At 71.3% G+C, this 13,964-nt stretch carries 15 protein-coding genes and 1 tRNA gene; 8 read left to right on the top strand and 8 right to left on the bottom strand.

Annotation, left to right across the window (positions count from 1 at the left end):
- Positions 1-51: 51 nt before the first annotated feature.
- The 5 genes from OVA26_RS14130 to OVA26_RS14110 form a co-directional block, all read right to left on the bottom strand.
- Entirely contained in the window at positions 52-1,164 is a 1,113-nt protein-coding gene (locus OVA26_RS14130; protein ID WP_268104516.1) for an FAD-dependent oxidoreductase, read from the bottom strand.
- Positions 1,157-1,819 (bottom strand): methyltransferase domain-containing protein, encoded by a 663-nt coding sequence (locus tag OVA26_RS14125; protein WP_442786075.1) that lies wholly within the window; start codon positions 1,817-1,819, stop codon positions 1,157-1,159. The genes OVA26_RS14130 and OVA26_RS14125 overlap by 8 nt, the downstream gene beginning before the upstream one ends.
- 38 nt (positions 1,820-1,857) lie before the next feature.
- Complete coding sequence (locus tag OVA26_RS14120) at positions 1,858-2,952, bottom strand: type III polyketide synthase (RefSeq protein ID WP_268104514.1); 1,095 nt, start codon at positions 2,950-2,952, stop codon at positions 1,858-1,860.
- Positions 2,953-3,029: 77 nt separating this feature from the next.
- Positions 3,030-4,226: a glycosyltransferase gene (locus OVA26_RS14115; RefSeq protein ID WP_268104513.1), complete on the bottom strand. Its 1,197-nt coding sequence runs from the start codon at positions 4,224-4,226 to the stop codon at positions 3,030-3,032.
- Positions 4,227-4,398: 172 nt separating this feature from the next.
- Complete coding sequence (locus OVA26_RS14110) at positions 4,399-4,587, bottom strand: hypothetical protein (protein WP_268104512.1); 189 nt, start codon at positions 4,585-4,587, stop codon at positions 4,399-4,401.
- 217 nt (positions 4,588-4,804) lie between these two features.
- Between OVA26_RS14110 and OVA26_RS14105 the strand changes: the two genes are divergently transcribed.
- Positions 4,805-5,257, top strand: a complete 453-nt coding sequence (locus tag OVA26_RS14105; protein WP_268104511.1) for a MarR family winged helix-turn-helix transcriptional regulator — start codon at positions 4,805-4,807, stop codon at positions 5,255-5,257.
- A gap of 37 nt (positions 5,258-5,294) precedes the next feature.
- Here OVA26_RS14105 and OVA26_RS14100 read toward each other — a convergent pair whose 3' ends face one another.
- Positions 5,295-5,636, bottom strand: coding sequence for a hypothetical protein (locus OVA26_RS14100; RefSeq protein WP_268104510.1), 342 nt, complete (start codon positions 5,634-5,636; stop codon positions 5,295-5,297).
- 422 nt (positions 5,637-6,058) lie between these two features.
- Between OVA26_RS14100 and OVA26_RS14095 the strand changes: the two genes are divergently transcribed.
- On the top strand, positions 6,059-6,994 hold the full coding sequence (locus OVA26_RS14095) for an AraC family transcriptional regulator (RefSeq protein ID WP_056229644.1): 936 nt from the start codon (positions 6,059-6,061) through the stop codon (positions 6,992-6,994).
- 27 nt (positions 6,995-7,021) lie between these two features.
- Here OVA26_RS14095 and OVA26_RS14090 read toward each other — a convergent pair whose 3' ends face one another.
- Positions 7,022-8,515 (bottom strand): SulP family inorganic anion transporter, encoded by a 1,494-nt coding sequence (locus OVA26_RS14090; RefSeq protein WP_268104509.1) that lies wholly within the window; start codon positions 8,513-8,515, stop codon positions 7,022-7,024.
- A gap of 118 nt (positions 8,516-8,633) precedes the next feature.
- Here OVA26_RS14090 and OVA26_RS14085 point away from each other — a divergent pair, with 118 nt between their 5' ends.
- Together OVA26_RS14085 and OVA26_RS14080 are read left to right on the top strand one after the other, a co-directional pair.
- Positions 8,634-9,005, top strand: a complete 372-nt coding sequence (locus OVA26_RS14085; protein ID WP_268104508.1) for a MerR family transcriptional regulator — start codon at positions 8,634-8,636, stop codon at positions 9,003-9,005.
- Positions 9,002-9,577, top strand: a complete 576-nt coding sequence (locus tag OVA26_RS14080; protein ID WP_268104507.1) for a GNAT family N-acetyltransferase — start codon at positions 9,002-9,004, stop codon at positions 9,575-9,577. Before OVA26_RS14085 ends, OVA26_RS14080 begins: the two co-directional genes overlap by 4 nt.
- 3 nt (positions 9,578-9,580) lie before the next feature.
- Here OVA26_RS14080 and OVA26_RS14075 read toward each other — a convergent pair whose 3' ends face one another.
- On the bottom strand, positions 9,581-10,324 hold the full coding sequence (locus tag OVA26_RS14075; protein ID WP_268104506.1) for a FadR/GntR family transcriptional regulator: 744 nt from the start codon (positions 10,322-10,324) through the stop codon (positions 9,581-9,583).
- A gap of 78 nt (positions 10,325-10,402) precedes the next feature.
- Between OVA26_RS14075 and OVA26_RS14070 the strand changes: the two genes are divergently transcribed.
- The 4 genes from OVA26_RS14070 to OVA26_RS14055 all read left to right on the top strand — a co-directional run bounded on the left by OVA26_RS14070 (position 10,403) and on the right by OVA26_RS14055 (position 13,924).
- A complete protein-coding gene (locus tag OVA26_RS14070) occupies positions 10,403-11,293 on the top strand; it encodes a proline iminopeptidase-family hydrolase (RefSeq protein ID WP_268104505.1) in 891 nt (296 codons plus the stop codon).
- Positions 11,294-11,328: 35 nt separating this feature from the next.
- Positions 11,329-12,753 carry an APC family permease gene (locus tag OVA26_RS14065; RefSeq protein ID WP_268104504.1) on the top strand — a complete coding sequence of 475 codons (1,425 nt, stop codon included), beginning with the start codon at positions 11,329-11,331 and terminating at the stop codon, positions 12,751-12,753.
- Positions 12,750-13,676 (top strand): acetamidase/formamidase family protein, encoded by a 927-nt coding sequence (locus tag OVA26_RS14060; RefSeq protein ID WP_268104503.1) that lies wholly within the window; start codon positions 12,750-12,752, stop codon positions 13,674-13,676. Before OVA26_RS14065 ends, OVA26_RS14060 begins: the two co-directional genes overlap by 4 nt.
- Positions 13,677-13,832: 156 nt before the next feature.
- Positions 13,833-13,924, top strand: a tRNA-Ser gene (locus tag OVA26_RS14055).
- Positions 13,925-13,964: the final 40 nt, after the last annotated feature.

Below are 13,964 nucleotides of genomic sequence, written 5' to 3'. Positions count from 1 at the left end.
ATCCGCCGCTGTTCACGTCTTCCCCCGGCCATGTCTTCCCCGCCCGGCGGCTCAGGTCCCGGGTGCCGCCCGGTCGAACCGCATCGCGTACGCCCGGGTGAACAGCGCCCCGCCCGGTCCACGCAGGCCCGCGCGCAGCGCCGCGGCACGCACCGCGTGCGCGACGGGGGCGGCGGCCCGACCGAGCAGGGTGTTGAGGAAGGCCAGGCGCGCGGCGTGGCGGGCGGACGCGAGCCGGTCGCGCTCCCAACGGTCCAGGCCCGCCTCGTCGCCCGCGCGGACCCACGGGGCAAGCAGCGGCGCGAGGGTGAGCGCGTCGAGCAGTCCGAGGTTCATGCCCTGTCCGCCGATCGGGCTCACCTCGTGCGCGGCGTCGCCGACGACGATCACCCGGCCCCGACGCAGTGCGGGAGCCACCGCCCGCCGGACGCCGAAGGTCGAGGCGCCCGCGGTGTCGACCTCGAGCCCCGTGCGTCGAGCCACGGCGTCGTGGAGGAAGCCGGCGGCATCCGGAACCTCTTCCCGACCCGCCCAGGCGACGAGCCGTCGGCGCCCGCCGGGGAGGGGGAACGATTCGACCACGCCGTCGCGCTCGAGGTGCACGCGCGCGATCGGTCCGCCCGGCGCGGTGACGTCGGCCATGACGTAGCGGTCGGGGTAGTGGTGGGTGCGCACGGCCCCGTCGCGGTACACCAGCGAGCGTCCCGCCCATCCGGAGGCCACGACCACGACCTTCGCGCGCAGCTCGCCGCCGCCCGCGACCCCAACCCGCACGCCGTCGTCGTCCTGTCGCAGGGACTCCACGGTCACGCCGCGCCGCACCGGCGGGGCCAGGGCCGTCAGCACCTCGATCGTGTCGGACTGCGGCAGCGCCGCGACGTACGGATGCCGCGCCCGCAGGCGGTCGAAGCGGATCGCGGCGAGCAAGCGTCCGCCGGCCCGCGCCTCTCCGCGGGCGATCCGCTCCGCGCGGTCGAGGATCCCGGCCGTGGCGCCCGAGGCCTCGAGCAGGGCGAGGGCGGGGGAGTGGATGCCGATCGCCCGCGTTCCCGCGCCGACCTCGGTGCGGCGCTCGACGAGGGCGACGTCGACGCCGCGCGCACGCAGGTCGGCGGCCAACGCCAGTCCCACGGGGCCGCCGCCGACGACGAGGACCTCAGTCATTCCCGGCCTCCCCGCGGGCGACCGCGAGCACCCGGAACGGCGCCGGGGTCTCCACGCGCCAGGGCGAGCCGAGAGCCGCGGCGAGTTCGGGCGCGCGATAGCTGCGGCGGATCGAACGGAGGCCGTCGACGCGCAGGAACGTGCCCGCCGACAGCGGCGCGATGCCGACGGCGTACAGGGCGTACGCCAGACGCCCGCGGGCGATGTCGGCGTGCAGGACGGTGCCGGTCGACAGGGCGAGCGAGTCGCCGGTGAAACTCGCCAGCGCCGCCGCGTCGAGGTGGTGCAGCACGTGGTTCGAGATGACGAGATCGAAACGCTCCCCGGCGGCGAGCAGGGCCGTCGAGTCCTGCGCGACGAAGCGCACCCCGGGGCGGCCGCGGTCGCGAGCGGCTGAGATCGCGCGCGGGTCGGGGTCGGCTCCGACGCACTCGACCGAGAAGCCATCGCGCGCGGCCAAACCCGCCAGCCGCACGAGCACGTCCCCTGCACCGCACCCGAGGTCGAGCACGCGCGCGGGGCGACCGAGCGCGCGCAGCTCGGGCCGCACCCGCGTGCGGTAGACGTGCCCCCAGGCCGAGACCAGGCGGTTCACGAGGTCGAATCGGCGGTAGGTCGCCGCCAGCGCCCGGGGATCGCAGTCGGGGTCGTCCATCAGCTCGGTCAGCGCGACGTCGCGCTGAGACAACCCCGTCACGCCGCCGGGCGGCGCAGCGTCAGACGTGCCGCCTCCACCGTGAGCCCCGGGCCGAACGCGAGAGCCGCGACGCGGTCTCCGTCGCCGCGCGCGGAGTCCGCGAGCAGGTCGCGCAGGATGAACAGCAGCGTCGCGCTCGACATGTTGCCGTGCTGACGCAGCACCTCCCGCGAAGGGGCCAGGGCCGTGGCATCCAGCGACAGGGCGTTCTCCACCCGGTCGAGGATGCTGCGCCCGCCGGGATGCACCGCCCACGCGTCGACCTCGTCGAGGTCGCCGATCACGTCGGCGGCGATCGCCGAGATCTCGCGGCCGATGATGCGCGGAACCTCGGGGGTCAGCGTCATCTCGAACCCCGAGTCGCCGACGGTCCACGCCATGTCCTTCTCACCCTCGTCGGTCACGTGCGTCGCGAAACCGTCGAGGTCGAAGCCCGCCCGGGAGGGGTCTCCGGATGCCACGACGGCGGCCCCCGCCCCGTCGGCGAACACCGAGGCGGCGACGATCTGGTCGGGGTGGGACGAGGTCTGCCAGTGCAGCGAGCACAGTTCGGTGCACGACACGAGGACGACCGCGTCGGGGTCGTCGCCGACGATGCGCGCCGCGAGGCGCAGGGCCGGGATCGCCGCCGCGCAGCCGATGAAGCCGAGGTGGTAGCGCTCGACGGTGGGGGAGAGGCCGAGATCGCGGACCAGGTGATAGTCGGGTCCGGGCGCGAACATCCCGGTGCACGAGACGGTCACGACGTGGGTGATGGCATCCGGAGTCCGTCCCGACCCGGCGATCGCGGCCCGTGAGGCTTCCGCGGACAGGGGCGGAGCGGTGCGGCGGTACTCGTCGTTGCGCGCTCCGGTCGGGGGCATGAGCAGGGTGTCGCCGTCGAGGACCCCGAGCGCTCCGCCCTCACCGCCCGCGAGCTGCGGGAGCACCACGTGGCGGGTGTCGATGGCCGCCGCATCGAACGCGGCGCCCACCAGACGCTGGGCCTTGCGGTCGAATCCGGGCTGTGCGGCGAACAGGTCACGCAGGGTCGACTGGTCGACACGAGTGTCGGGCAGGGCCGTGCCGATCGAGAGGATGCGGGCGGTCATGACTCACTGTAGACACGGTTCTTCCGCTCCTCGGCGGGGATGGCGTCGTGTCGACCCGCCGTCTACAGTGGCGGGTCTCAGGCCGCGAGCATGCGCGAGACGAGCAGGCCCTCGACGGTCGTCCGGTAGTCGGCGATCATGCGTCCCCGGTCCATCCGCCCCCGGGCCGCGAGAGCGGCTGCCCGCAACGCCGGGCCGAGGGCGAGGGCGTCTCCCCACGCCTCGACGATCGCGTCGACCTCGCGCGCGGTCACGAGCCCGAACCCCTCCACCAGGCGCGCCGCGTCTCCGACGTCCGTGGTCACCGGGACGGCTCCGGATGCCGCTCCCTCGACGAGGCACAGCGGAGACGCCTCACCGAAGGCGCTGGTCAGCGCGACGACGTCGGCGATCCGGTACAGCTCCGGCATGTCCTCGCGAAGCCCGAGGGCGTGCAGGGCCACCCCGTCGTCGACACCGCTGTCGGCCAGCAGCGAGACGAACGCGGGGTTGGTGCGGGTCATACCCGACCCGCACACCACGTAGTGCGTGCCCGGCGCGGTCCGCGCGTGAGCCGCGACGGCGCGGAGGAACAGCCCCGGGTCCTTCATGGCGTCGAAGCGCGCCGCCAGCAGGACGACGGGGGCGGAGTCCGGGATGCCGAGACCCCCGCGGATCCGTCGGCGCTCGGCGCGCGTGCCGGGGCGGAAGCGGCGGGTGTCGATGCCGTTGTCGATGACCCACGCCTCACCGGCGGAGACGCCGGCGCGCGCGTAGGCGCGGGAGGTGGATTCGGCGCACGAGATCGTCGCGCTCACCGCGCCGGAATCGGCGGCCTCGACCAACCAGCCCAGTGCGGGACCGGAATGGGTGGGGTCGGAGCGGTGCAGACAGGCCGCGACAGGTCGGTCGGGCAGCAGCCCGGCGCGCTCGAGCGCGACCACGAGGCTCAGCGGCTGCTCCTTGAGCGAGAGGATGACATCGGCCTCGTCGAACAGTCGCGCGGCGTGCTCCAGTTCGATCCGCGAGAACTCCTCGGGAGCCAGCGGTCGATCGCCCGCGACACGGTCGAAGGTGTCGATGCGAACCCCGCGGTCCTGCAGGCGGCGGAAGCGGGTGTCGTCGCGCGCGAACTGAAGAGAAGCGTCGCGGCGCGCGGCCGAGGTGAGCGACAGCACGCGATGCTCTTGCGATCCGTCGGAGGCGAGGCCCGCCACGACGTCGGAATGCAGGATCCTCGCCCCTCCGGCGAAGAAGCCTTCGTAGAGCGAGAGCACGCGCACGGGTCGGGTCATCGGGGTCGCTTTCCAGCCGGGATCCACCACCGCGGATGCGGTCGTCCCATGCTGAGGCCTCGACCCCGTGCGGTGGGTTACACGGCAGAGACCATCGTGTGAACGCCCGGACACGAGCCGACGCGCCGACTTCCGGGGAAGAAGCCGACGCGCCGGGTGAAGGGGTGGGTGATTAGGCGCGGGGCGCGACGACCATCGGTTCGCCGGCCGGGGCCGTACGCGACCAGGGCCACCGCTTCGCCGAGCGCGGCGCGGGTGTCTCCTCGATCGAGCGCGGGCCGATGCCGTTGCCCATGGCGGCCGTCATGGCGATACTCCACACCGAGCCCGTCTGTCGTGCGCTCTGCTGTCCGTAGATCATGGTGTTCTCCTCATTCCCGTCTCCCGACGGGGTCCGGCCGTCTCCCGACGGCTCTTCCTCCGTCATAGACCGCGGTGGCGGGGGCCGAGACCGGCTTGACAGGCGTCACCGGGTGCGCTTGGCCCCCGGTTCACCCGGGCGGGGGCCCGTGGAACACGCGAGGGCGCTCCGTGCAAGCTGCGCGCGCGCTGGGCAGGAATGAGTACGATCATGGGTCGTGCACTCGTCCCCCGATACTTCGCTTCCCCCCTCGCCGGGGTCGGAGCTCGGTCGCGCCCTTCTCTCCTACGGAGAAGCGCGTCGCGTCGCCGCCGCGGAGGCCCGTCGTGAGCTGTCTCTGAACGAGCTCGACGCGCGCGCCCTGCTTTTCGTCGCGGAGAACCCCGGAGCCCGGCCCACGCACGTCCGCGACCATCTCGGCATCACGTCGGCCGGCGTGACCACGCTCATCGACCGGCTCGTGCAGCGCGGAGCCGTGCGCCGCGACCTCGACGCCGAGGACCGTCGCGTCAACCACATCACCGCGATCGTCGATCTCGACACTCCGCCGTGGTCGCAGCTGCGCGCGTTCGACGCGGCGGTGGAAGAGGCGGTCGCCGAACTCGATCCCGAAGAAGCACGACGCGTCGCGCGGTTGCTCACGCACATCACGGCGCACGCCGGCGGCTGAGGTCCCTCGGCGGGGTCGGTCGCGGCGTGAATCGTGCTCAGGTGTTCGCGAGGAACGCTTCCGAACGAGCCTGCAGGAACGAGCAGAGGGCTGAGAGCGTCGCCAGTTCGCCGGACAGGGCCATGACGCGGCCCGCGGGCAGCGGCGCGGCATCTTCGCGCGGTTCGAAGGTGACCGCCCACTCGGTCGAATTCTGCTCCGGCCCCGGCGCGACGAAGAACGTCGTCGACACGCTCTTCAGCTGAGCGGCGATGAGTCCGGCGTCGGCGCCGTCCTCGCTGTCCTGGGGGATCACGCGCAGGATCGACGCGTCGTCGTAGCCGAGGGCCCGGAAGTCGTCGACCCAGGCCTGCAGCGTGGTCATCGTCCGAAACGGCATGAGGATCCCTTCGACAGGCTGACGCCGGATGGCGGCCCCTCCCATTATGGGGCGCTGACCCGCGCCTCGGAGCGGGGTCACGAGCTCCGCCCCGAGGCGCCGGACGACCACCCGCCGGGGAACGAGGAGCGGTCGGTGTGCGGCACGCGCGCCGCGGGGGAATGCTCGCCCGCGTCCGTGCTCGCGGTCAATGTGGACGCCGTCCATTTTTCGCATTAGGGATGTCGATTCGCGCCTCGGGGCCGAATGCGCCGAATTGCGCATTGTTTTTCCTATGAGCGATAGCGTGGAAAGCGGATGGGGGGCATCCACGACGCCGCGGTCTCCGGAACCTGCAGGGCGTGAGAGCGTTCCCATAGTGGCCCCCGCCACTGGGCGCAATGGTCTTGCCGCACATCCTCGGACTATTTAGGAAACAAGGCGTGGAGCACACCAACATCGAAACCCGCGACGCCGAGACGGTGGAGCACCTCTGGCAGACCGTGGTTCCCGGCGCGCGCATCTCGCGCGCCGAGGTAATCCAGCCGGCGCTCGCCTGGCACGCGGCATCCGAGCCCGGTTTCGCTTTCTGCGACTACACGATCGGGTCGACGATGCTCGTCGAGTCCGACCCGCTCGATCAGGTCGTGGTGGGGCGCATCGCCGGCCCGCGGGTGTCGGGCACGTACCGCCGCGAACGGATCGACACGGCCGTGCCGTTCATGGTGGTGGATCGCCCTCTCGAGATCGCGTTCACGGGTCGTATCGCGGGCACGGCCGTCTCGTTCGCGCGGACCGAGTTCGACGAGGCCGCGCGCCGCATGTCCGGCGATGACACCCTGAGGGTCCGGCCCACCGGTTACGCGCCGGTGAGCGAGCAGCGTCTGCGGTACTGGTCGCGCACCTGGGAGTACGCGCGCGACATCCTGCTGCGCTCGCCCGAGCGCACCCCGATCATCGAGCAACAGGCCCGCACCCTGCTTCTGGAGGCGTCCCTGCTGGCGTTCCCCACGACCTTCACCGAGGCGCTGGCCGCGGGCCGCCCGTCGCGCCCCCTGCCCGCGCCGGTGCGCCGGGCCAAGGCGTACGTCGAGGCCCACGCGGCCGAGCCGGTCGTGCTGTCGGACATCGCCCAGGCGGCGCGCTTGTCGCCGCGCGGTCTGCAGTACGCCTTCCGCGCGGCCACCGGCCGTACGCCGATGCAGTACCTGCGCCGCGTCCGGCTCGATGCCGCGCGTGCGGAGCTGCGCAGCGCGGATCCCTCCGTCGAGACGGTGGCGGCGATCGCCGCGCGCTGGGGGTTCTCGAATCTCGGACGCTTCGCCGCGATGTACCGCGGAGAGTTCGGCGAGACGCCGTCGACCACGCTGAGGTCGTAGAGCCGAGATTTCGGGCGGCTCCCGCGGTCAGTGCCCGGCGCCGAGCCCTCCGCTCAGGCGTGCGTGCAACCGGGCGGCGGTGGCGTTCATGCCCGCAATCTCGACCGTCGTGCCGAGATGGGCGTACTTCGTCTGCACCGCGTCGAGGGCGGCGACCGTCGAGGCATCCCACACGTGCGAGTGCGAGAGGTCGATGACCACGTGCCGCGGATCGTCGTGGTACGCGAACTTCGTCGTCAGGTCGTTGCTCGAGGCGAAGAACAGCTCGCCCTCCACGGTGTAGCGGGCGGTGTCGCCCTCCACCTCGCGCGTCACGGAGGTGACGCTGGCGACCCGGCGGGCGAACAGGACGGCGGCGGCGACCACGCCCACGCCCACGCCGATCGCGAGGTTGTGCGTCCACACCGTGATCGCGACCGTGAGGATCATCACGATCGTCTCGCTCAGCGGCATCCGACGAAGAGTCGAGGGGCGGATGCTGTGCCAGTCGAAGGTCGCGATCGACACCACGATCATCACGGCCACCAGCACCGCCATCGGGATGACGGCGACGACATCGCCGAAGGCGAGCACGAGCACGAGCAGGAAGACGCCGGCCAGGAAGGTCGAGATACGGGTGCGCGCCCCCGACGCCTTCACGTTGATCATCGTCTGGCCGATCATCGCGCAGCCGCCCATTCCGCCGAACAGACCCGACAGCACGTTCGCGGCGCCCTGTCCGAGCGACTCGCGCGTCTTCGACGAGGGGGTGTCGGTGATGTCGTCCACGAGGGCGGCGGTCATGAGCGATTCGAGCAGGCCGACGATCGCCATGGCGACGGCCAAGGGCAGGATGATGGCGAGCGTCTCGCCGGTCAGCGGGACATTCGGCATCAGAAGGGCGGGCAGGCTCTCGGGTAGCGCGCCCTGGTCGCCGACCGTGGGGACCGAGATGCCGAAGACGACCGCGGCGCCGGTCAGCAGCACGATCGCCACGAGCGGGGCGGGCACGACCTTGGTGACGCGCGGCAGGAGGTACATGATCGCGAGGCCCGCCGCGGCGATCGGGTAGACGGCCCACGGCACGCCGATCAGCTGCGGCACCTGCGCCGTGAAGATGAGGATCGCGAGCGCGTTGACGAAGCCCACCATGACGCTGCGCGGAATGAAGCGCATGAGCTTGGCCACCCCGAGCAGGCCGAGGATCACCTGCAGGATGCCGCCGAGGATCACCGTCGCGAGCAGGTAGTCGACCCCGTGCTCGCGGGCGACGGGGGCGATGACGAGAGCGATCGCGCCGGTCGCGGCCGAGATCATCGCGGGGCGTCCGCCGAGGAACGCGATGGCGACCGCCATGACGAAGGACGAGAACAGGCCGAGTCGCGGGTCGACGCCGGCGATGATCGAGAACGCGATCGCCTCGGGGATGAGGGCGATGGCGACGACGAGGCCGGCGAGCACCTCGCGGGTCAGCAGGCGGGGGGAGCGAAGGGCCTGCAGGACGGTGGGCTCGGTGCGCGGGCGCGCGATGGCAGAGGTCATGGAGAGTCTCCAGGAGGTAGGGGAGGGGACCCGCGTCGGCGCGGGGAAGAATAGGGGGGTCGCGATCGCGACGAAGGAGACTCTACCGTAACGAGAGGGTTGCGGGATCGGGGATGCGATGACCGAGGTGCGACCGATGCAGATCGGCGAGCTCGCCGAGCGGACGGGGCTGTCGATCCGCACGCTCCGTCATTACGACGAGATCGGTTTGCTGCGTCCCTCGGCTCGAACCGAAGGCGGCTTCCGTCTCTACACGGCCGACGACGAGTCGCGACTGCTCCTCATCCGCCGCATGAAGCCGCTCGGCTACTCCCTCGAGCAGATGGGTGAGCTGCTGGCCGTGGTCGACGGTCTCGAGGCTGACCCCTCCGACGACGCACTCCGCGCGCAGCTCGCCGACATCCGCGACGAAGCGCACCAGCGGCGAGAAGACCTCCGCCGCAAGGTCGCCGCGGCCGACGAGTTCATCGCCCAGTTGGAGGCACGGTGACCGCGCACGAGATCGCGCTCGAGGGTCACGGCATCCGGATGTCTCCTGCTCGAGCCGCCGACGCGGCCGAGGCCTGGCCGCTGACCGACGCCGAGCTGTGGAGTCGCATGACCACGCCCTGGGCGGACTCGGTCGAGGCCTACGCCGCGCGCGTCGAGCAGCAGAACGCGACCCCGGGTCTGTACGCCTTCACGGTGCGGGATGCCGAGACCGGCCAGGTCCGCGGCGCCACGACGTTCTACGAGTACGTGCCCGCGCAGGGGCGGGTCGAGATCGGCACGACCTGGTATGGCCGGTCTTTCCAGGGCGGTCGCACCAACCCCGCCGCGAAGCTGCTGCTGCTCGCGCACGCGTTCGAGGGGTGGGGGGTCAATCGCGTGGCGCTGCGCTGCGACGCGCGCAACGAGCGCAGCGCGCGGGCCATCGAGCGCCTCGGCGCCACGCGCGAAGGGCGCTTGCGACAGCACCGCATCGCCCCCGACGGGAGCGTCTCGGACACGCTGTACTTCTCGATCCTGCGCGACGAATGGCCCGCCGTGCGCGCGGGTCTCGAGGAGCGCCTGCGCGGCTGAGGCTCAGCCGGTCGCGGCCTCGGCCGCCCGCCGGCGGGCGAATTCGCGGGCCTCGGTGAACAGTTCGAGGTCGATCTGTACGTGTCGGCGGGCGAGCTCGGCGGCCTCGTCGGGGGTGGCCTGCACGATCGCGTCGACGATCGCGTCGTGCTCGCGCGCGGCGCGGGTCTCCATGTGGCGGTGGCTTCCGCGATCGCCCCACGGGTGGGCCGGGGCCGAGAGCGAGAGGTGCCGCTCGTGCTCGAGGAGGATGTCGCGAAGTGCGGTGTTGTGCGCGGCGTCGATGATGGCGAGGTGCAGCAGACTGTCGGCGCGCTGCTTCGGGTCGCCCGACTCCGCGGCGTGGAAGTCGTCGAGGCGGCCCCGCATCGCGGTGATGTCGGCGTCGGTGCGCCGCTCGGCGGCCAGGCGCGCGAGCGAGGAGTGCAGCATCGAGCTCGCGGTGCACGCGTCGACGAGGTCGCTCCAGCGCTCCTCGAACCACCGGTCGACACCGACCACGATCGACGCGGGCCAGTCCTCGGCGACGAAGGTGCCCCCGCCCCGGCCGCGACGGCGCTCGATCAGGCCCCGGGTCGACAGGTCGTCGAGGGCCGCGCGCACCGTCGTCCGCCCGACGCCCAGGAGGGGCGAGAGGTCGCGCTCGGCGGGAAGACGGGTGCCCGGGAGGAACTCTCCCACCGCCACGGCGGTGATCAGTCGCTCGGTCACGCGCTCCACCAGGGAGGCGTCGTCGGTGTCGGCCATGGGCTCCCGTCGTTTCTCCCATGTTAATTCCGCAGAAAAGGTTTGCCAACGCACCTTTAAGGGGTCCACGATGACTCCATGCAACGCGAGATCACCGTCCCCTTCCGCGACGGCTACACCTGGGCCCGTCTGACCGAACCGTCCGAGCCCACCGGCGCAGCGCCCCTGTTCGTGCTGCACGGCGGGCCGGGGATGGCGCACAACTACGTCTCGAACCTCGACGCCCTCGCCGATCTGACCGGGCGCACGGTCGTGCACTACGACCAGATCGGGTGCGGCAAGAGCTCGCACCACCCCGACGCCCCGGCTTCGCAGTGGGTGCCGCAGCTCTTCGTCGACGAGTTCCACAACCTGCGCGAGGCCCTCGGCTTCGACGAGTACCACGTGCTCGGTCAGTCGTGGGGTGGCATGCTCGGCGCCGAGATCGCCGTGCGTCAGCCCGCGGGGCTGCGGAGCCTCGAGATCTGCAACTCCCCGGCATCCATGGCCCTCTGGCTCGCGGGAGCGGCGCGACTGCGCGCCGAACTCCCCGATGAGGCCCGCGAGGCCCTCGACCGGCACGAGGCCGCCGGCACCCTCGACGACCCCGAGTACGCCGAGGCCACGCGCGTCTTCTACGAGCGTCACGTGTGCCGCGTCACGCCGATGCCGCAGGACTTCGTCGACAGCGAGCAGCAGATGCTCGCCGACCCCACGGTCTACTTCACGATGAACGGCCCGAACGAGTTCCACGTCGTCGGGACGGGCCGTGACTGGACGATCATCGACCGCCTGCCCCAGGTCGCCGTGCCCACCCTGGTGGTCGCGGGCGAGTTCGACGAGGCCACCCCCGAGACGTGGGAGCCCTTCGTCGCGCACATCCCCGGCGCCCGTTCCCACGTGTTCGCCGGAGCGAGCCACTGCACCCACCTCGAGATGCCCGACGCCTTCCGCGCGGTCATCGCCGACTTCCTCGCGCCCCTTCCCTGACACCCGCCCCCGCCCCACCCGAACCAGGAGACCCGATGTCGCACCCCGCCCCCGAGGCCCAGCAGTCGCTGGAGTCGTTCGGCTACAAGCAGGAGCTCAAGCGCTCCATGTCCACCTTCGACCTCGTGGTCTACGGTCTCGTCTTCATGGTGCCCATCGCCCCGTGGGCGATCTTCGGCGTCGTGTTCAACGCCGCGAGCGGCATGGTTCCGCTGGTGTACCTCACCGGCGTGATCGCGATGATCTTCACCGCCCTCGCCTACGCGCAGATGTCGAAGGCGTTCCCGATCGCCGGCTCCGTGTTCTCGTACGTCGGTCGCGGCCTGCACCCCACGGTCGGCTTCTTCGCCGGCTGGGCGATCCTGCTCGACTACCTGCTCGTCCCCACGTTGCTCTACGTCTTCGCCGCCTCGTCGATGGCGGGCATCTTCCCCGACGTGCCGCAGTGGATCTGGGCCGTGGCTTTCGTCGTCATCAACACCGTCATCAACGTGCTCGGCATCGGCTCGATCAAAATCGCCAACCGCGTCATGCTCGCCATCCAGCTCGCCTTCGTGGTGATCTTCGTCGTGATCGCCATGGTCGCCCTGTCGTCCGGCACGATCCCGGGCGCCGAGTTCACGATGGCTCCGCTGTGGGATGCCGAGAAGGTCAACCCCGCGCTCATCGCCACCGCCCTCTCGATCGCAGTGCTGAGCTTCCTCGGCTTCGACGGCATCTCCACGATGGCCGAGGAGTCCACCGGTGACCGGAAGTCGGGCGGTCGCGCCATGATCATCGCCCTGCTCGTGGTCGCGGTGCTCTTCATCGCCCAGACCTGGTTCGCCAGCGCTCTCGCGAACGGCACGATCGCCTTCGGTGACGACGAGGTCAACAACGCGTTCTTCGTGCTCGTGGCCAAGGCCGCCGGCAGCGGGTGGGCGACAGCCTTCCTCGCGGTCAACGTCATCGCGGTGGGTATCGCCAACGCGGTCGCGGCCCAGGCGGCGACCTCGCGCCTGCTCTACTCGATGAGCCGCGACCGGCGCCTTCCCGCCTTCCTCTCGAAGGTCACCTCGCGCCAGGTGCCGATGGCGGCGATCCTGCTGGTGAGCGCGATCTCGCTCGTGCTGGTGCTGTTCTTCGTCGGCCAGATCGCCGTCATCTCGTCGCTGGTGAACTTCGGCGCCCTGCTCGGCTTCATGCTGCTGCACGTGTCGGTCGCGGCGTACTACCTCGGCAAGAAGAAGTCGAAGAACTACCTGCTGCACCTCGTGGTGCCCCTGGTCGGCTTCCTGATCATCGGATACGTGCTGCTCAACGCCGACATGACCGCCAAGATCGGCGGCATCCTGTGGCTGGTCGTCGGCGGGATCGTCTACCTGATCTTCGCCCGCAAGAACGGCGGGGCCACCGGCCCCCTGCCCGAGCACGCGACGGCGACCGCCGGCGAGGGCGGCGGAGAGGTGGCCTCCCGATGACCGAGGAGCGCTGGCTCGGCAAGGAGCACGGTCGCCCGGGTTACGACGCGTCGGTGCCCCCGGCGCTGCGCATTCGGCCCGGCACCGGCGAAAGGATTGCGTTCGAGACCGACGACGCGGTGTACGCCGAGCTGCACGAGCACGGCGACCTCGGGGCGCTGAAGGCCCCCATCAACCCGGTGACCGGCCCCGTGTACGTCGAGGGGGCGAAGCCCGGCGACGCCCTCGCGGTGCACGTCCACGAGATCCGCCTCGGCGCGTACGGGTGGTCGCAGAGCCTCCCCGGCGCCGGGGCGCTGCAGCACCGCATGCCGGATCACGTCGTCAGCCGGCGCATCCCGATCGACGCGGCGGGCGTGCACCTCACCGAGCGGCACGTGGTGCCCGCGCGCCCGATGATCGGCTGCATCGGCACGGCGCCCGCCGCCGGAACGAACTCGACGGTCATGCCGACCACCGCCCTCGGCGGCAACATGGACCTCACCGACGTCGCCCCGGGTGCCACCGTCTACCTGCCCGTCGAGGTCGAGGGAGCCCTCCTCTCGATCGGCGACATCCACGCCGTGATGGCCCGAGGCGAGTCGTCGTTCGTCGCGATCGAAGCGGCGGGGGTCGCCGTGGTCTCGATCGATCTGATCCCGGATGCCGCTTTGCGCGCGCCCCGCGTCGAGACCGACGAGGAGTGGATCTTCGTCGGCCTGGGCGACCCGGTGCAGGAGAGCGTCCGGCGCGGCTACGAGGACGTCTTCGACGAGCTCGTCGAGGTGCGCGGATGGGATCGGATGGACGCGTACGCGGTCATGAGCGCCCTCGTGCACAGCGAACTGGGCGGACCGACGGGTTCGGAGGTGCCCGACCCGCTGCATCCGTTCCGTGCCGTGGGGGCGGTGACCCTTCACCGCCTGCCGAAGAGCGTGCTCTGACCCGGGCCGAATCCCGCTGAGACTGCACCTCGTTGACGAAAGGGGCGCAGCCTGCAACCGGCTTGTCAGCGAGATGCAGTCTCGCGGTACCTGCGGGGATGCGGCGACCCGGCACCGATTCGAGCGGGGCCGGAGCGCCGTGTAGGATCGTCCCTTGGAAGTGTGTCCGAGCGGCCTAAGGAGCATGGCTGGAATCCATGTAGGCGGGGTAACTCGCCTCGCAGGTTCAAATCCTGTCACTTCCGCCACACGAAGAGCGTCACCCGAGAGGGTGGCGCTCTTCGCCTT

This window comes from Microbacterium sp. SL62, assembly GCF_026672635.1.
Classification (GTDB): Bacteria; Actinomycetota; Actinomycetes; order Actinomycetales; family Microbacteriaceae; genus Microbacterium; species Microbacterium testaceum_A.
This window is presented reverse-complemented; position numbering and strand designations above follow the sequence as displayed.